The following is an 18,626-nucleotide window of genomic DNA, read 5'->3' on the forward strand; positions in this document are numbered from 1 at the left end:
GAATCAACTAGAGACCCAGGGAAACCTATATACACTGGGGAAAGGACATCTGACAATTATGTGATAAAACTTTGCATTGTTCAAGATTTAACCTTCCCATATCTATGATATCATTGTTTATCTTCAATAGTAGCTTTACCTCATTTTGGTATCCCCAACTGAGGCGATCGCTTGCTTATTTGGGAGGGACACAAAATCTATAGCAATTCCTGATTGATCTACATCTAAACTCCCCTTACCCTATTGGGAGAGGGGTTAGCAGTGAGGGATTAGATAAGTTAAAATCTGATTAATACCCATGAAACAATCCCTTAATACTTCATAATTCAGCTAGGTTAATAACTGCTATAGAAGACTCTTGTAAATTACCAGTATACTTATAGAAAAGTGGGAACTAGAATTAACAACCTACAAGTTACTAAAGTTGTAGATGGAGATACTATCAAAGTCTTGCTAAATGGTCGCCGAGAACCTCTGCGATTGCATTGTGTTGATACCGAGGAATCATTTGCTAAAGGTTCTAAACCTGTCACGCAAACCGGAATAGAGGCTTCAGCTATGGCTAAAAAATACTTCACCGAAGCTGATGGAACCTTAACCCAAGTTGATTTGGAATTTGATAGTCATGATTCCTTAGAAGTCTGTTTAGACAAATACCGAGATACCTATGGTCGCTTGATTTGTTATGTTCATAAAGGCGATGATAATTATAACTTGCGACTAATTCAAGAAGGTTGGAGTCCCTATTATATTAAATATGGGCGATCGCAATTTTATCACCGCCAAATGATGGAAGCAGAAGCGATCGCTCAATCCCATAATCTCATCATTTGGAATCGTAATTTACCTCAAAATAAGCCATTTCGTGATTATGAACTATTAAGCTGTTGGTGGTCATTAAGGGATAGTATCATTCAAGATTATCGCCATCATGGCAAAACAGCCGGAGTGCTTTCTGTCCGTTTTGATTATCCCGAAATTCTAGCCGCCGCCGCTAGTCAACAATGGATTACTGTATTTTGTGACTTACAAGATGGTATCACCAAATGGATTGGTAATAGTGCCTTAATTCATACCGGATCAAAAGACCATATTATCAAGCTATGGATACCAGAAGCCAAAAGCGAGAAAAATGCACCCATTGTCCGATTGATTAATCGTCGATATGCTGGTCTCGGTCGAGGATATGTTTATATTACTGGTCGGGTTATTATGTATCGAGATAAACCCGAAATCACCATAAATCACCCACAGCAATTATCTGATTTTTGTCCTACACCACATCACTTACAGCAATTGATAGCACTTGGGGAGCCTGATCGTGTACAATCAAAGATAATTGTTGAATCTAGGAGTTAAGAAAAATGCCAGCCGATTTACCAAAAGGGTTCCCAGAACCCACAGCCATTGGAACTATTGAAGTTAAAAAATACCCCCATTATCGGGCTGTTACCTACCGTCATCAGGGAGATTTAACCATCGCCACCCGCATGGCATTCAACCCCCTATTTCAACATATTAGCACTAATAATATCGCCATGACAACCCCCGTCGAGGCGCGATATTTACAGGAAGATTCCTGGGAAGAAACATCGGCGGCTGATGTGTCTTTTTTATATTCTCAACCCGAAATTAATCCCCAAACTGTTGATTCTGATGTCACCGTAACAGATACCCCAGAAATGATCGTCGTTAGCATTGGGATTCAAGGTCCTTATACCTGGGAAAGCTACCAAATACATTTGGATAAATTGAAAGACTGGTTACAACAGCATCCCGAATATCAAATTTTTGGACCCCCAAGACGCTTGTTTTATAATTCCCCCATGACTCCCCCCTATTTAAAATATAGTGAAGTACAAATCCCCATTGCTCCCCGTTAACCGCTGGGGGTTGACAAGTTTTGGCGACTCATCATATAATATTGACATATTCTTTTTTCATAATTGGAATGTTTTAGTCAAAAAAAAAATGTATATTTGCCCATTATATAAATAATACCACAGCCTCACCCCAAAATCAAGACGCGACCCCCAACCAGAAATTTTTGTAACAATTATTAATTTTTTGTTACAAAAGTTAATCTAATTATCAGAATAGACCGATACCGGGGAATCGCCCTGGGTGTAACCATAACAGGCGGGACTATGTTAGAGGGAACTAGAATCCAAGCTCTTGGCTTCTTCGTCGCTTTGGGGAAGGTGTAAGCCGCACTCTTGTTTAAGTCCCCGGAACCGGGTATCACGATCGCTTTCATCACTATCCGTCACCGGGCGACTGGAATGCCAATCACCAACAGTAGTGTAACCGAGGTCAAAATAGGGATGATAGGGGAGGTCGTGGGCGGTTAGATATTGATAGACATCGCGGGAATGCCAATTAAGAATCGGGTAAACCTTATAACGACCCGATTGGTAATCAATAGAACGCAAAGTTTGGCGGTGTGCGGTCTGATCAGCCCTAAGTCCCGCCAACCAAGCCGTAGCCCCAAGTTCATTTAAAGCCCGTTGCATAGGTTCAACCTTGCGGATTTGGTCATAGCGGTTAAAGGCTTCGAGATCATTTTGTTCCCACAGACGACCATAAAGTGCTTCCATCCTAGCCGGAGACAGGGAAGATTGATAGACTTTCAGATTGAGTTGGAGGCGCTGAGTCAATTCTTCAGCAAAGCGGTAGGTTTCAATGGGAAGATAACCCGTATCGACCCAAATCACCGGAATATCTGGAACTACCTGGGTAACTAGATGTAGCATCACAGCCGATTGGATACCGAAACTGGTACTCATCAACAACCCTGACCCAAAAGTTTCCGCAGCCCATTTCACAATATCAGTAGCATTAGCATTTTTGAGGCGATCGTTAATGCTATCGAGATCCAGTTGCTCTAAAGTGCGATCGTCACAGCACCCGTTTTGGTCTGACGGGATAGATGCAGATTGTCCGTTGGAATTAATTAGACTCAAATTCGTCATCTTTTTTCCCTCCTAGAGACCCCCGCCATAGCTGTATTCAGCTGGGCTGGCTGCCGGAGTAAACGAGGGGCAGCACTTAGTTGGCATACGAATAACCATCCTTCTTGTGAATATTTGACTCTCTCCACGCTAAAGCAACGGAGATTCGGGAATGAACCAAAAGTTCTCACAGGCGTAGTCAAAGCGCCCCTATAGGTAGCCATAAGGCTTCCCTTTACTTTTTTTCGATGTCCCTTTTGCCTCTCGCCGATGAAACCACTTTGCTACCGACATTTCTGCATTATGCAAGTCTGCCCTCACGGGATGTTAAGCCCCTTTCATTCGGGTCTTAGAGAAGGCAGTTATATGATACCATAGCACCCGCCGGCGTAAGCACGCCTGTCGCTTTTCCTCCCCGTTAAAGAGACGGGGCTACCAAGCCACCGAGCTTTCAGCGTGTTGAGATCTTAAAACTTCCAGCAGTAGCCGTGGTGCAACCCACAGAATCAATCGTCCGGTATGATGACTTATCCGCAGTCCCCACAGCGGGTTTAGGCATAACCCAAACAAATCTTACCCAAAAATTCCCTGAGCAACTACCCTTGTTTTGACGCTCCCCGCTCTAAATAGACGGGGATTCTTCATTCATAGACTTGCCATAATTTAGCAGGATTTCTCCAACCAAACTAGAGGGCAAATCTCTGAAGCTTGAGATTTGGTGCGCCCCACCATACTTAATCCTTTTGGCAATATGTTTAAAGCAGCGTTTCTATCACGGAAGTCTGTATATCTGCAATGAGGGCAGACATGAGTGCGAGTAGATAACGACTTTTCTACCCTTTGGTCACAATTAGAACAATTCTGAGAAGTATTATGGGGTGGAACAGCAATAACCAATTTGCCATACTTATCCCCAAAATACCCTCGCCATCGTTTAAAAGTAGCCCATCCTGCATCGGTTATCGACTTGGCTAAACGATGATTTCTAACCATACCTCGAACATTCAAGTCTTCACAAACTACCAAACCGTTAGATTGGACTAAACGGAGTGCCACGCTTTTGACAAACTCTTCTCGCTGTCTGCTTACTCTTAAATGTTTTTGGGCCTAAGGAGTTAAAGGGGTTATGGTATCTCTAGGATCTAATTTGATGGAGAATTGAACATAATATCCATCTGCTTGTCTAATAATCCTCACTCGCTTAATCTGTTCAGGCTGATAGTAATTAATATCCCTAGAGCCGATCAGCTTGAGCTTACCAATACCTTTTTGGTCGGTAAAAGTGATCTGCCGTTTATTGTCTGATAGTTTCCATCCAGAGACTTTATATTCTACCGAACGAGAATGTTTTTTGAATCTTGGATACCCCTTCTTCCCCTTGACCTGGTTTTGGCAATTCTCGTAAAAACGAGTAATGGCACCGAGAACCCTTTCAACTGCCGTTTGACAAGCATGATAGTTTAAATCCTTGACCAAATCAAACACCTTCCGCAGTGCTGTGTTGCATCGAAATAAGTCAACCTTACCTATGCCACGATTGTCCATCCAATAACGAAGCACCTTATTGCCGACAAACTGTGCTGTCCGTATTGCTTCATCAATGGCTTCGACTTGATGTGGCTTGGGTTGGACTTTGTATTCGATCACCAACATTTTGACACTGTACGCGCTGGTATCAGCCATTATAGCCTAAAAAATAAACGCGGGTTAAAACCCGCGAGTCGCCCTAACCCTCCCTTGAAAGACGAGGGCTTGCGGGCATCCCGTGTGATTTTCGTCAGATCCATAGCCAAAATTTTGGTGAAAATTTCTTGATTTCCTCCACAAGATCTTCACAATCTCATGGTTTGATGAGAATTAACTACTTTAGTAAACCGCCAGCACCCCTTTTATAAAATCGCTGGCCTATATGATCAAAGCATAGCCTGAGTCCATCGGACTTGGGCTATGTTGTCTGCGAGGAAAAAGTTGGTTTTTGCCGGGGCGGGTTTATTTACAGTTCCAGAACAGCAACCACTAGCCTGTAACATAGAAGTTCATCATCAGAATTAGGTTTTTGCCAAGGTTGAGCAAGGCTAAGAACCACCAGACATTCAGGACTTAAAATATAGTCATTGTCTAGTTTAGTACAAAGCTCTGGATCAGTCACGTTTAAGACCAAGCTGTTACCGCCCTCTAAAGGAATTTCCCCTTTCCACTTCCCGTAATTATTGCACCAAGTTTTAAACCCGTCAACCTTGACTATTTGTAATGTACGTCTTTGATGGCGAGGCAATGAAGATATGTATGAATAGGGGATAGCATTCAGCCAATCATGACAATGACTATGAATAATTTCATCATCACAATAACAAACTACGTCCATAGGGCTAACTCTGCCAATGTGCTTCCAGGAACCCCTTAAAATCAGTCTATTCTCGTATTCATATCCATTTCCTGTATCACTTAGAGGTATATCAACGATATCCAGAGGTTGGATAAGCCTTCCATTAATCTGAGACATATTTACCGGAATGCGACCATCATCCAATCTAGTCACAGGACGAACCCATTTACCTGTAGATATTTCTATCCCAGCAATACAACGGTCATTGTTCTTCCGAGAATTAGCAAGACAAATTAATTTTGACATCATCCTTACGACTTATAGGTGATGAATGTTTATATTTCCCCATTTTTGGTTTAAGTATTCAGCAACTAAGCGACGATGACAGTTATGAGGTTTAGCCTCACTGCAAAGCAAACAGGCTCCATGAGCTAAATCTGGGGACAGTTTTTTTTCGATTTGACGCTCCTCCATCAGCGTTAAAAATTTCTGCTCGTATATCGACCAATCTCCTTTTTTCTTTTTGTACTCATCAAGAATATCTTTGGTGGGAGCCAAGTCTAAAATATGCACATAATCAATATCGTTGATAGTTTTCAAGAAATACTCTAAGTCGGCTCTTTTAGCGAATCCCGCCAATTGAGATACGTTATTTAGGCGAGTGTCTATAACTGTCTTAACACCTGCTTTTTTAAGAGTTTCAAAGAAATTTTGTGCGCTCTTTTTAGTGAAACCTATGGTGAATAAATCAACCTTATTTTTCATGGCTATTATCCGGTTCGACATAAGCAATCTCATCCCCCTGAAGTCGATAAGCTTGGCTCAAGCATTCTTCTCTTGTCGGTAAAATTTGGGGGGAAAATAGGGAAAGCTGAACTTCTTGTGAATCGCCAAAATCCCTAAAACCATGCTTGACAAGCATTCTATCTTCCAAATGCTCATGAGATTCTAAATCACCATTCTTGAGGATGTGATTTATAGGGATATCCAAATCCCGTAAGTGCTGACAGACCAAGATGGCTCTGTGACAGGTTAATGGATCTTTTTCAGCACACATCAGCGAAATCTTATGTTTTTTCAAACCTTTCTGAAGTCGCTTAATTCCTTGGTGAAACGCATCTGTGAGGGCAATTCTTTCATATACGGCTTTACCATTGATATAGCAGTCGGGGTTACTAGGTCTTGCACCCAGTTCCCGTCCCAGAAAAACATATTGAATTCCCTCTTTAGCGAGAAACTCTTGTAGGGATGAGCGATTGAAATGTGACAAGAATCGGCTGTAGGGATGTGAACGTACATCAGCAACAGCGGTTACTTGATGCTTTTGGAGCAGGGAGATAAAAGCATCTATCTCATGATTAGAGTGACCGATACTGAATAACTCCATGCTGCTCCTCTGTTGTTACCTAGTCATACCATCTTATATAGTAGGGTTCATCCAGGTATATGAACCGTGGTTATTATGATAGTACAGACGCGCTTGGCTTGTCAATCTTAACCAGTTTCCCAATCAGGTAGAGGGGGGATATCTAACTATTCATCAGACAAGGGCAACTCAGCACAACTGCGATCGCCCTATCCCATAACCCCTATGCCATAACCCCTATGCCATAGGCCATAACCCATAACCCCTATCCCATAACCCCTATGCCATAAGCCAATTATCCCCTGGATTAGCTTCCCAGGGAAAAGCGATCGCTTCTGCAAAGATTAACGGGGAGGTCGAGGCGAAAATTGCCCCCAATGTATTCGCACACGCAGCAGGATTTTGGCACTGGGGAGTTGATAACCCGTAACTACCCCAACGCCCAGGGCTATAATTATCCTGACAGGCCAGCGATCGCCACAAAAGCCGCCCAATGGTAAGGAGACTCAAAGGGTTTAACATCCAGCCCATTTTTACCAAAAGTAGGGGTGAGTGCGTCTTTCATTTGCTCCTGCCAATACTCACTAATCAGTGGACAGCTATCAGCCCAGACTAACAAATGTGCCACTGTGGCTTTTCGCAGCCATTGCTGACTTTGCTGCAACGCCAGAGCCACTGATGAGTCAGGCTGCTGGTGGAGAGTTTCATAAAAGCGAATTATTAAAATGGCAGTGGATAAATCATGTGGACTCCACAGGGAGCAGACCACATTGGCAGAACCCGCCGCAAGAAATCCACTGGCGAAACTGATATATTCATCACTGGTAGAGGTGACGTTAGTGATACCGATGCCCGTTTCGCAGCCGGAAAGGGTGACGAGGTGACAGTTGCTCAAGTCAAGCAAGAAAATGTCTTCGAGGGTTAGGCATTTGCTGGGGTCGAGAGTGTTCCCGTTTCGGAGTTGGGACTCTGGAGCTTCGGGGGGGGAAAATGGGTTAGCGAGGATAAGGCTCGATTGGAGGGGGTTTTGAAAGTTAAATAAACCGTGACAAGCGAAGTGAGTACAGTCGGCGTTTTTCAGAATTTCTGCATCAATGGCGACTTTTTCGGCTTGCTTATGTTTGAGGACTTGGTGGGAGTTAAATAGAGATTGGATGGCTTCCACTTCCAAATCGGTGAATGGGAGGTCTTCGGTAGGGTTTTGGATGGCAAAGAGGCGGTTAAAGTGTGGGCGTGAAGAGCGGTTTTGGGCTAGTGCCAGCAGTTGGCAATTAAGGGCATAACTCACACCTTTTGGGAAGAGGTCTTGCAAGAAGACTCCCTTAGCCCCGGCATCAAAGGGGGAGAGGGGAGAAGATGAGACCGGGAGAGCGTGGAGAGGGATGAAGTGCAGTTCCCGGTGGGGAATAAGGATAAGCTGTTTAATCTGGGATAATTCAGCCAGAAGGTGGGGGAATTGCAGTGCGGCGCTGAGGGTTTCCAGGCGTTGGGGGAGTTGCTGATTCCAGGAGGGTTGTCTGTAGTCGCTGCGGTAGTCCTGTAGGGCTTGGTCCAGGTGTTGGCGGTCCTCGGCGCTAAAGTGGTGGGGGGTAATCTGGATTTGCTCGTCTCGGCGGCGAGAGACGAGGAAGGCGTAAAATCCGGAGTCGGCTTCGCTTGGGAGATACCACTCGATGAGGGCGGTTTGGGGCGGGATGAGGCGGCGTAAGTCCGAGAAGTCGAGGGAAACTGTTTGGGTGAGGCTAAAGTAGGAGTCGTCGAGTTCCGTGAGCAGGGCTTGCAATTGCTGGTTAGCGGCTTCGAGTTGTTGCCGGATGAGGGTTTCAGGTGAGGGTTGGTTGGGGTTGTTTTCGGTGGTGGAGGTGAGAGTGTCCCTGGGGGTGAAGGCGAGTTGTTGTTGGTACATGACGATTTGACGACGCAGGTCGCTGATGCGTTGTTTTTGTTCGTCCGTGGCATTTGTGGGGTAGGAGCGGTCGGCGCTGACGAGGAGTTCAACCAGGGTGCGGGATTTACGGCGTTCCACAGTGAGCAAGGCTTGGGCGTAGTCTTGGTGGTTGATGCAGGCTTGCACCATTTTTTGATAGATATCGAAGGAGTTGGCGATGAGTTCGCGTTTGGTGGCTTCGGAGGAGGCCCAGTAGCGGCTTTGTTCGATGGCAAGGATGGCTTGATTGTAGCCTTCGATGGCAATTTCCCAGTTTTGGAGGTCAAAGGCGGTATTGCCTAATCCGCTACCGAGTGCCAAGGCTTCTATGGGAAATTTGTTTGGGGGACAAATGGCTAAACCCGCTCTCCAGGTGGCGAGAGCTTCTGGGATTCGGTGGAAGTGTTTATGGACAACTGCAAGCTCATTGTAAACATAGCCCATCCCCGATTTATCGCCCAATTCGGTTCTCAATGCCAAAGATTGCTGAAACAGACGCTCCGCCTCATCCCAGTTGCCGCGATTTCGCTGGATATCTCCCAACTGTCCCCAAACGACTGCCATCCCGTAGCGATCGCCCAATTCGGTTCTCAATTCCAAACATTGTTGATACAGAAGCTCCGCCTCATCCCAGTTGCCCCGAAGTTTCTGGATATCTCCCAACTGTCCCCAAACGGCTGCCATCCCGGAGCGATCGCCCAATTCGGCTCTCAATTGCAAAGATTGCCGATACAGACGCTCCGCCTCATCCCAATTGCCGAGATTTCGCTGGATATCTCCCAACTGTCCCCAAGAGGTTGCCATCCCGGAGCGATCGCCCAATTCGGTTCTCAATCCCAAAGATTGCTGATACAGACGCTCCGCCTCATTCCAGTTGCCGCGATTGAACTCTATATCTCCCAACTGTCCCCAAACGGCTGCCATCCCGGCGCGATCGCCCAATTCGATTCTCAATTGCAAAGATTGCCGATACAGACGCTCCGCCTGATTCCAGTTGCCGCGATTGAACTCGATAGAACCCAACTGTCCCCAAGAGATTGCCACCATCAAGCGATCGCCCAATTCTGTAAATAATGCCAAAGATTGCTGATACAGACGCTCCGCCTGATTCCAGTTGCCGCGATTGAACTCGATAGAACCCAACTGTCCCCAAGAGATTGCCACCATCAAGCGATCGCCCAATTCTGTAAATAATGCCAAAGATTCCCGGTAGAGTGTCTCCGCCTCATCCCAGTTGCCCCGATTTCGCTGGATATCTCCCAACTGTCCCCAAGAGGTTGCTATCCCTTGGCGATCGTCCAATTCGGTTTCAATTGCCAAAGATTGCTGATACAGACGCTCCGCCTCATCCCAGTTGCCCCGATTTCGCTGGATATCTCCCAACTTTCCCCAAGAGGTTGCTATCCCTTGGCGATCGTCCAATTCTGTAAATAATGCCAAAGATTGCTGGTAGAGTCTCTCTGCCTCATCCCAGTTGCCGCAAGTTTGCCAGATATCTCCCAACTTTCCCCAAGAGGTTGCCATCCCGGCGCGATCGCCCAATTCGGTTTCAATTGCCAAACATTGCCGATACAGACGCTCCGCCTCCTTGAAATTGCCGCGATTTCGCTGGATATCTCCCAACTGTCCCCAAGAGGTTGCCATGCCTTGGCGATCGCCCAATTCGGTTTGAACTTCCAAAGATTGCCAGTAGAGTATCTCCGCCTCCTCCGAGCGCCCCCCCTTCCTTTGTATTTCTCCTAACATCCCTAGGGCATTTTTTAGGTTGGTCAGAGTTACTGAGAGGTCTTTGTCTAACCCCAACCGCCGCCGAATGGCTGCTGCTTCATCGTAGGCAGCGATCGCCCTTTCGAGATTCGCTGCCGGATTCATACCCAATTCTGCCTGAGTCCGGTAGGCATTCCCTAGGTTAGTCAGGGTTTCGGAGAGGTCTTTGTCTAACCCTAACCGCCGCAGAATCTCTGCTGCTTCATCGTAGGCGGCGATCGCCCTTTCCAGATTGGCGGCGGGGTTAATGCCCATATTAGCTTGGGTGCTGTGGGCAAGTCCGAGATTAGTCAGGGTTCTGGAGAGGTCTAGGTCTAAACCCAACCGCCGCTGAATAGAGGCGGCTTCATCGTGGGCAGCGATCGCACTTTCGAGATTCGCTGCCGGATTCATACCCAATTCTGCCTGAGTCCGGTAGGCATTCCCTAGGTTAGCCAGAGTAGAGGAGAGGTCTTTATCTAACCCCAACCGCCGCCGAATATGGGCAGCTTCATCGTAGGCGGCGAGCGCACTTTCCAGATTGGCAGCGGGGTTGATGCCCATATTAGCTTGGGTGCTGTGGGCAAGTCCGAGGTTAGTCAGGGTTCTGGAGAGGTCTAGGTCTAACCCCAACCGCCGCTGAATAGAGGCGGCTTCATCGTGGGCAGCGATCGCACTTTCGAGATTGGCGGTGGGGTTGATGCCCATCTCCGCTTGGGTGAGGCGGGCAAGTCCGAGGTTAGTCAGGGTTCTGGAGAGGTCTAGGTCTAACCCCAACCGCCGCTGAATAGAGGCGGCTTCATCGTAGTAGGCGATCGCCCTTTCGAGATTGGCAGCCAGATTCATACCCAATTCTGCCTGAGTCCGGCAGGCATTGCCGAGGTTAGTCAGGGTTCGCGCCTTTGCTGGATTATCAGGCTTTAGTGCCAACAGCACATCATAGCCCCGGATAGCAATCTCTTGCACTTCTACATACCGACCATAGGGGAATTCTTGAATACTGATGCAGGTATTTTCTACTAACCTGGTTATCCCTTCTTCTTGGTAGGGATTCTCAGCCACAAGCTCCGGTATTGACTGGGCAATAATGTCTCCTAATTCAGGAACAATCAATCCTATATTTTCCCGCATCACCTGATGGACGGCTGCGGTATCACCCTGCATTTCCGCTTGCAGCAGTTGCGCCCAAAATTGCAGTAATGCCGTTTGCTGATTCTCTTCAGGCTCCGAATCTTCGGTTTCCGGTGGCGGTTCCTCAACCACAGAGGAGGATTCCAACTGTTCCGCATACTCTATATATGCTCCTCCCAATGACCTTAAAATCTGAGCCGTTACCCGGGCAAAAGCGATCGCATTCTCCTGAACTGCCCCTTCCCCTAACTGTTGCGGATTTTTCAGAATCGCCCCAAAATCTTTTACCGACAAGCCCAAATTCTCCGCTACACGACTAGAAATTTCATCAATCACACTCACCGTCTCATCCACCGGACCGACTCTAACAATAACTCCCGGACTCCCGGCATAAAATCATATTGCACCAACTCTGGGTCAGTATCGATATTAATCTCCGATATCGGCTGCAATAACCCACCCAAAAACACCTCGGCTACATGGACTGGCAACGACTCTTTTAACAAATTTTCCTGAATCAACCGCACCACAGGTAAGGTAATCACAGGGGCTGCCGCCAACAACCCCGCTAATTTCCGCCCTACCCGAGAAGCCGTTGCCCGAAACCCGTTTACCCGCTTTTCTGCCGTTAATTCGCCGCCAGAATTGGGTCTTTGCCTCCGTCTTTGATGTTCTGCATACTTAAATAGATATCCCGCTGCCCAAACTTTACCTTTCCCCGCCAATAATCGCGCCCAAGTCCCTACCGATTCCGGTTCTAACGTGAAAATCGGCACCTTCACCACCGAATGAGTGACTTCCTCATCCCACCACAAAGGGAATTCATCAACCTTTAAATTCTGATTCCAATCTCCGGGATTAAGTCCCTGTAACCTCACCAACGCTTCCCAACCTAAACCGCTTCTTTTCCACATCCATTCAGGCAGCATCTGCAAAATAGCCATCAACCCCCGTTTCCCCCACAGGTCTAAAATGGGAGTCATTTTCCCCTCTCGCCACACTTTCGAGACACAATCACTCACCACAATCACTAACCGTCGCCCAGTGGGGTCGATTAATTCCTTGGGACTGCGAGGGGCTTGATGTTTCGCCGTTGCCCCAATCCCCCGCCGAATTTTGACCGCTTCCGGGTTATCCGTGAGCAAACTCCAAACTCGGACATCTCGGAAAATTCCATAGTTCTTGAGGAGTTTTTCTAAGTCTCGGAGGGTATGCCGCCAAAGCAACATCGAGACACAATCCTCAATGACTAAATCTAAGTCTAACCAAGGTTCTAGGCGAGGTTTTAAAACCGGAATCCAAATCCCTTGGCTGGCAATTTGTTCGCTAGTGGCAACTTCATCAATCACCCAATCTCGTCCCCCAGAAACTCGACGCATCAGGGGTTTTAAGGCTCTGGCTAAGGTCAGAGGTTCCCGAAGTGAGGGGGCATCGGAAACTCGAATCGGTAAACCCCCTCCACCAGGGGCGGTTTGACTCGGTTCCGGTTTGGGGACAATTTCCCCTTGCGGCGGTTGGGGGGTTGCTGGGGTAACAGGGGCAGGGGGTTGGTTTTCTGGGAGATTCTCTGGAGGGGTTGTGGCGGAATCCTCTGGGGTTGGGGTTTGAGGGGCGGGTTCGGTGGGCGGTTGGGATGAACTGCTGCTGTCCGCAGAGGGTTCAGCCCCAGGAGAAGCACTGGCTTCCTCTGGGGAAGTTACAGATTCAGAATATTGGTCAATGTGGCAAGCCAGCCAAAAGATATCCGCAATATCTTTGGCGGAAAGTTGAAATTCCTGTTGTAAGGCTTGAACCAAGTTGGGATTCATTAGTCTTCTGAACTGTTAAGGTACTTCATCAAGATTTCTACGAGTTCTTTCTCTTCGCTGACTTCCGGTTTTAACTCTCGCGTCACCATATAAATGGCATTTAAAAGTTGGTCGGTGGCAAGGTCGCCCTGGCTGCGACGGTTGATAAACTGATCGATGAGTTGATTAATTTTGGCGGGGTCTTGGGTGAGGCTATCTTCCCCTAAATGGGCTGCGACAATTTCTTTTAAGGCGGCAGAATCGGGTTCATAGGGCATGGTTAGTCTTAAACAACGCCGGAGAAAGGCTGGGGGAAAATCCCGTTCTCCATTGTTGGTGAGGATAATCAAGGGAAAGTTAGAGCAGCGAATTTTTCCATTTTGGACGGGAACTGAAATCCCATCAGCGGTGGTGACTTCCACTTGATTTTGCTCTGGGCTAATTCGGGCGAGTTCGGGAATGGTAAATTCCCCTTCTTCAAAGAGGTTGAGGAGGTCGTTGGGGAGGTTGATGTCACTTTTATCAATTTCGTCGATGAGTAGGACTCTGGGACGATGAGCGGGTAAGAGGGCGGTTCCTAATGGACCGAGGCTGATGTAACGACCGATATCTTTACTTTTGTCGCCCATTTGAACGTCCTGGAGACGGGCGATCGCATCATAACGATAGAGTCCATCTTGCAAGGTGGAACGAGCCGTAATATACCACGGCAACACCGGACCCAGTTTCAATTCATAAGCCACCGCATAGGCTAAGGAGGTTTTCCCCGTTCCCGGTTTCCCGGTTACTAACAGGGGTCGCCTCAGATATAAGGCAGCATTAACCATATTCACCACCCGATTTTGCTCCTGGGTCTCAGGGCTATGAATCCGAAAACTTTTCCCCCGTTTTTGGTCACGAGTTTCTGAGTCTAAGGTCTGCAAAAAATGGTTCCAGCGCTTGGCAATTTCTTCCACCAGACTCTCTTCTACTCCAGTAAACTGTCGCCAACTTGGAGGTGGCGGTAAGTTCTCAATCCCATCATGGGGGTGACGATTTCCTTGAAAGATTTTCCAGGTGTTCATGGGGTTAGGCGGGTTATTCTCCCGGTTGCATCAGTTCAATCATCATCTCAGGGGTGAGACGATAAGGATCTTCCCAGAGAAATCCCAAATGACATCCGAGATGGTCGGGGCTATTTCCCTGGGAGGCGGAGCGGAGTTCTTGGACTGACTCGGTTAACTGACGCAAAGGGCGACAGGTGAGGAGTTGATTGATACTCTCAGCATAGTTGGAATTGGCATCAGGGCATCGGGGCCAAAGGGCGATCGGTGTTGCGGCTTGTAACATGGCTTTGACTAAAACCTGGAACTGCTCAGAGGCGGTGGGACAAGTCAGCTTTAAGCCTATTTTCTGGGTTAATTGGTGGGGCAGTTGCCGAGAGTTGAAGCTGTGGAGGTCTTCTAGGCTCTCAAAACTTTCTAACGGGGGATATTGGTCTAAAATCTGGCTGACTTTCCCCCAGTTTTCATACCACTGATTTAGGTAATTGTCAAGATAATCGAGATTTAATCGTTCGAGCGATCGCACTCGCAGTCCGTACCTCATTCCCCAACAAAATTCACTATCAATGGGGTCAAATTCTAATTGCCATTGGTCAACTTCGGTACTGAGAAACTCTTTGGGCAAAAACACTTCAATAGTTAAATGATACCGCTTTCCTCTCAGCAACTTTAAGGCTTTTATGAGACATTGATTTAACACACTCTGAATCTCCGCCTGAGTACAACTTAACCCATATTCCCCAGGTTCATCTAACAGCGGCTTAAACGCGGTATTGGGGTCATTTTGGATTAAGGAATTATCCTCCACTAGCCAAGCGTTGACGATGAATTGCTCAGACTTTTTCTGGGACTCCACAGTAACCAGCACATAAGACTCTAAGGGATGGGGTAAATTATCGGCTTCTTTCTGGGATGTCTGATTTTCCAATAAGTTTAAGAATTTATCTAAGCATTGATACCGCAAAATCTGGGTCAAACTGCTGAGTTCAGAGGGCAAAAAAGTATCCTCTACAATAGCATCGTCTGGTAATTCAGTCTGGGCAAACTCTACGACATCTTTATCATACCCAATCCCCCGCAATATCTGAAGAATTTGTTGGGATATCCCTTCAAAATTCATAGGTTTTCTATCTTCAAACATCCCAGGAACGGGTAGGATGGTCGATGATTTTAATAGAGCTTTGATTTCTTCAATTCCTTGATTCGCTTGGTCAACCCCTGCTTGAAGTTCTTCTAGTTGCAAGGGAATGGTTTGTAAAATCTCTCGAATACTGCCATAACTCGACTCAAGCCTTTCGGAAATATCTCGCAGGGTTTGCCGTTGTTGTTCTTGGCTTCCCTCAAGTTGACGCTGTAAGTCATCAAAATATGTTTGGATTTTGGCAAACTCTTGAATCTGATAGGCTTGACTCGCTTCGCCGTCATTTTTGAGTTTTAGCAATTGGCTTAAAACACTTTCAAACTGAGCATTTTGCTGTTCATTGAGCCGAGCCAAGTCACTCCGCAACCCGGTCAGTAAATCCAACATTAACCCCGCGAAAGCCTTACCATCTTCGGCAAAATCTTCCTTGAGGGTTTCACGGAAGGCTTTGGGGAATTCATCATGAAGCAGTTGGGAAACTTTGGCAGAAACTCCATCAGGAAACTGAAATCCTCCCCCCGGACAGGCTGCCATCTTCAGCCGAGCAAAAATATCTTGCCAATCTTCCAATTCCAGGATTTTATCACCCTTTGGAATCAGGATATCTGGGAGTTTACCCTCACCCAGTTCTGGATATTTTTCCGATTCTCCTGTATCTTCATTTAGCCAACGACTCCATAAATCTACCCATTTGTCGGGGGTGATTTCGGCAATCTTCAGAAGATGGTGGCGAGTCTTTCTATCATGCTTAAACTTAGGAACCGCTTTATCGGTAATAATGGCGGCGATCGCTTTCCCAACCGCTTGAATTAAATCGTGGTTTCTCAAAGAAACCCCAGGATGTCCGGTCGTGGCATCCCCTAACTCATTCGCCACATTTCCGGCTATAACTGAGCCAATAGCCTTGCAAGTTTCCCCTAAAAACTCTTGAGCCTCTGGGTCTGAGAGTAACCCCACTACACCCAAGGCTGGGGGGAATGTGCAGGTTGCAACATAGCAGGCTCCAAATACTCCCAGCCGATAGAGGGTCTTTTTGACCGCCATATCCTGCTCCGTCTAACTCATGGACTGATTCTACCAGAAACCGCCTAGAAATCTGATGTCTGGGGTCATGGTTTTCTGGGATTTTTGATTCCACCGGATTAACCCTCTGCTGCTGTCTGGGAATTCTTGTGCCGCTAGGCTTGACAGGTGCTGCGAAGTCATGATACTATATTTGTGTACAGTTTCATAATTAATATATATGTCCTTTTAAAAAAATTGCCAATATTACCATTATCTAAAAGTATAGCCCAGGTTTCCCAAAAAAGCAAGGAACCCCCCCAGACAAAAATTTTTCGCAACATTTCTTAAGATTTTGTTACAAAAGTTAACATAATTATGAATTACATTGATAGCTAATCAAGCAGAGTAGATATGAGATTGAGATGATGCTAACTTCCAATGACTTTAGTGGGTTACTGAATCAAAGATTTTTCCGAAACTTTTTACCCATTCCGGCGACTGGGACTTTACACTTAGGGAAAAAGACCCCAGACTTTGAATTACCAGACATCACGAATAATGGGAAAGTGCGTCTGTCTGAATACCGAGGTAATACGCCTGTTATTCTGGCGTTTACGCGAATTTTTACGGAAAAGCAGTATTGTCCCCTATGCTACCCCCACATAAAAGCTCTCAATGAAAATTATGCAGCTTTTGTGGAGCGTGGCGCTGAAATATTGATGATTACCAGTACAGACACAGCACAAAGCCAGACCGTGGTTAAAGATTTAGGTCTAAAAATGCCATTGTTAAGTGATTCTAGCTGTGGTATTTTCCGACTTTATCATGTAGGTCAAGCCTTGGGCGCACCTCTTCCGGCTCAATTTATTTTAGACGGTGAGGGAATCTTACAATATCGCCATTTATTTTCGTTTCTTGAACCCAATGCGACAGTCCCTAAACTACTGAGTGTTCTCGATGAACTAGCTAATTAAAAACCAGGCTGCCAATCTTTGGATTCTAAGCGTTTTAGCTGTTGTAGGTAACGGGAAAAGTAACCATGATTTAAGCGGCTATAGTCGTACATTTTGGCGCTTTGTAAGCTAATCGCCCAGGACCAAATTTGGGCAACTTGGGTGAAGGCGGGTAAGGTATATTTTTCCCAATCAGTGAGGGGGTAAATATCTTGATATCCTTGTATAAAAGCGTCTCGGCTACTACGTCCTAACCCGGCTTGTAGGGAAACTTGTAAAAATTTGGCGATGTCAAAAATGCGCCAACCATAGCCACATTGATCAAAGTCGAATAGGGTGATCTCTCCTGAGTTGGTAAAATGGGCGTTTCCACTGTGGGGGTCTCCCCAACAAATTCCCCATAGGTCAGCGTTTTTGGGGAAATCAGCTAGTTTAGCCCGGATTGTCTCTGCTGTATTATGTAAGTCTGATAGGTCAGACGATCGCAATTGTAGGAAGGGGGCGATCGCTTCTACGGAACGATCTAAGAGGTATTCTAGGGTTAGTGGCGATCGGTAATGGTCTGTATGGAAGTGACGAGAAACCTGATGAAGACGGGCGACAGTTTGACCTAGTTGGCGACTCTGGCTAGGGTTTAAGTCTCCTAGGGGAATTTGTCCTGATGCGTAGGTGAACAGGGCTGCATATCGTTTTCCCTCCGGTGCATTAATTTCTACTAACAGTTGATTCTCCCAAGTCCTTAACGGGTGGGAAACGGGAATATCTCGTTTCCGCAGAAAGTCCAACAGGTCTAACTCGAATTCGGTTTCTGACCTAGACCGCCAATGATGATGGGACACTCTGAGAATATAGGATCTGATCGATGTTTCGATTACATATATATCACTCAAGCCTCGATGCCAAAATTCACAACTCTGGACTGCTTCGAGTCTATACTTAGGTAGTACCTTGGAAACTAAAGCGTCACAGGCTAGGGTGGAGTAACTGACGGGGAATGTCTCTTCTGTAGTCGCTAGGCTTAATCTAGATCGTTTGCTTTTGGTGCGACTAACGGCAATCATGGCTTTATACCTCCAAAGTTGTTTGATTAGTGTTGACGGCTTCTCTGGTCTCACACAGATGCGATCGCTTTAGCTTAACAAGGGTTTCCCTCAGTTTTTGGTAGCATCTGTATTGACTACTTCCTTTTTTGGATCAATTGGCTGACTCTTCGCCTGATTCCCTAAAATATCTGATTATTTCTACCATCA

14 protein-coding genes are annotated in these 18,626 nt (G+C 46.5%); 3 read left to right on the plus strand and 11 right to left on the minus strand.

The genetic code is table 11. The features are described from left to right. The first annotated feature begins 387 nt into the window (after window positions 1–387). A complete protein-coding gene (locus NLZ44_RS05585) occupies window positions 388–1,359 on the plus strand; it encodes a thermonuclease family protein (RefSeq protein WP_493752121.1) in 972 nt (323 codons plus the stop codon). A 5-nt stretch (window positions 1,360–1,364) separates the two neighbouring features. Beyond that, the gene (locus NLZ44_RS05590) at window positions 1,365–1,883 is read left to right on the plus strand and encodes a heme-binding protein (RefSeq protein WP_493752122.1); all 519 of its coding nucleotides are present in this window, start codon (window positions 1,365–1,367) and stop codon (window positions 1,881–1,883) included. A 267-nt stretch (window positions 1,884–2,150) separates the two neighbouring features. Here NLZ44_RS05590 and cysH read toward each other — a convergent pair whose 3' ends face one another. The 10 genes from cysH to NLZ44_RS05640 all read right to left on the minus strand — a co-directional run bounded on the left by cysH (window position 2,151) and on the right by NLZ44_RS05640 (window position 16,462). Next, window positions 2,151–2,972: a phosphoadenosine phosphosulfate reductase gene (cysH, locus tag NLZ44_RS05595; RefSeq protein ID WP_111892933.1), complete on the minus strand. Its 822-nt coding sequence runs from the start codon at window positions 2,970–2,972 to the stop codon at window positions 2,151–2,153. 642 nt (window positions 2,973–3,614) lie between these two features. Next, window positions 3,615–4,007 (minus strand): RNA-guided endonuclease InsQ/TnpB family protein, encoded by a 393-nt coding sequence (locus NLZ44_RS05600; protein WP_008050085.1) that lies wholly within the window; start codon window positions 4,005–4,007, stop codon window positions 3,615–3,617. 51 nt (window positions 4,008–4,058) lie between these two features. Then, window positions 4,059–4,634 (minus strand): RNA-guided endonuclease InsQ/TnpB family protein, encoded by a 576-nt coding sequence (locus tag NLZ44_RS05605; protein WP_008050082.1) that lies wholly within the window; start codon window positions 4,632–4,634, stop codon window positions 4,059–4,061. 310 nt (window positions 4,635–4,944) lie between these two features. After that, window positions 4,945–5,586, minus strand: a complete 642-nt coding sequence (locus tag NLZ44_RS05610) for a dual OB domain-containing protein (protein WP_368663711.1) — start codon at window positions 5,584–5,586, stop codon at window positions 4,945–4,947. Between the two features lie 9 nt (window positions 5,587–5,595). Beyond that, the gene (locus NLZ44_RS05615) at window positions 5,596–6,042 is read right to left on the minus strand and encodes a DUF488 domain-containing protein (protein ID WP_006626223.1); all 447 of its coding nucleotides are present in this window, start codon (window positions 6,040–6,042) and stop codon (window positions 5,596–5,598) included. After that, window positions 6,032–6,664: a DUF488 domain-containing protein gene (locus NLZ44_RS05620; protein ID WP_006626224.1), complete on the minus strand. Its 633-nt coding sequence runs from the start codon at window positions 6,662–6,664 to the stop codon at window positions 6,032–6,034. Before NLZ44_RS05620 ends, NLZ44_RS05615 begins: the two co-directional genes overlap by 11 nt. 433 nt (window positions 6,665–7,097) lie before the next feature. Next, the gene (locus NLZ44_RS05625; RefSeq protein WP_493752954.1) at window positions 7,098–11,480 is read right to left on the minus strand and encodes a tetratricopeptide repeat protein; all 4,383 of its coding nucleotides are present in this window, start codon (window positions 11,478–11,480) and stop codon (window positions 7,098–7,100) included. A 305-nt stretch (window positions 11,481–11,785) separates the two neighbouring features. Next, a complete protein-coding gene (locus NLZ44_RS05630) occupies window positions 11,786–13,255 on the minus strand; it encodes an SAV_2336 N-terminal domain-related protein (RefSeq protein WP_493752123.1) in 1,470 nt (489 codons plus the stop codon). Then, entirely contained in the window at window positions 13,255–14,298 is a 1,044-nt protein-coding gene (locus NLZ44_RS05635; protein WP_493752124.1) for an AAA family ATPase, read from the minus strand. The genes NLZ44_RS05630 and NLZ44_RS05635 overlap by 1 nt, the downstream gene beginning before the upstream one ends. Before the next feature lie 13 nt (window positions 14,299–14,311). Continuing rightward, on the minus strand, window positions 14,312–16,462 hold the full coding sequence (locus tag NLZ44_RS05640) for a VMAP-C domain-containing protein (RefSeq protein ID WP_493752125.1): 2,151 nt from the start codon (window positions 16,460–16,462) through the stop codon (window positions 14,312–14,314). 383 nt (window positions 16,463–16,845) lie between these two features. Here NLZ44_RS05640 and NLZ44_RS05645 point away from each other — a divergent pair, with 383 nt between their 5' ends. Beyond that, on the plus strand, window positions 16,846–17,397 hold the full coding sequence (locus tag NLZ44_RS05645; protein WP_493752126.1) for a peroxiredoxin family protein: 552 nt from the start codon (window positions 16,846–16,848) through the stop codon (window positions 17,395–17,397). On the opposite strand, the gene NLZ44_RS05650 is transcribed toward NLZ44_RS05645, so the two are convergent. Then, window positions 17,394–18,437, minus strand: coding sequence for a phosphotransferase (locus tag NLZ44_RS05650; protein WP_493752127.1), 1,044 nt, complete (start codon window positions 18,435–18,437; stop codon window positions 17,394–17,396). The genes NLZ44_RS05645 and NLZ44_RS05650 overlap by 4 nt on opposite strands. Window positions 18,438–18,626 lie beyond the last annotated feature (189 nt).

This window comes from Arthrospira sp. PCC 9901, assembly GCF_059013425.1.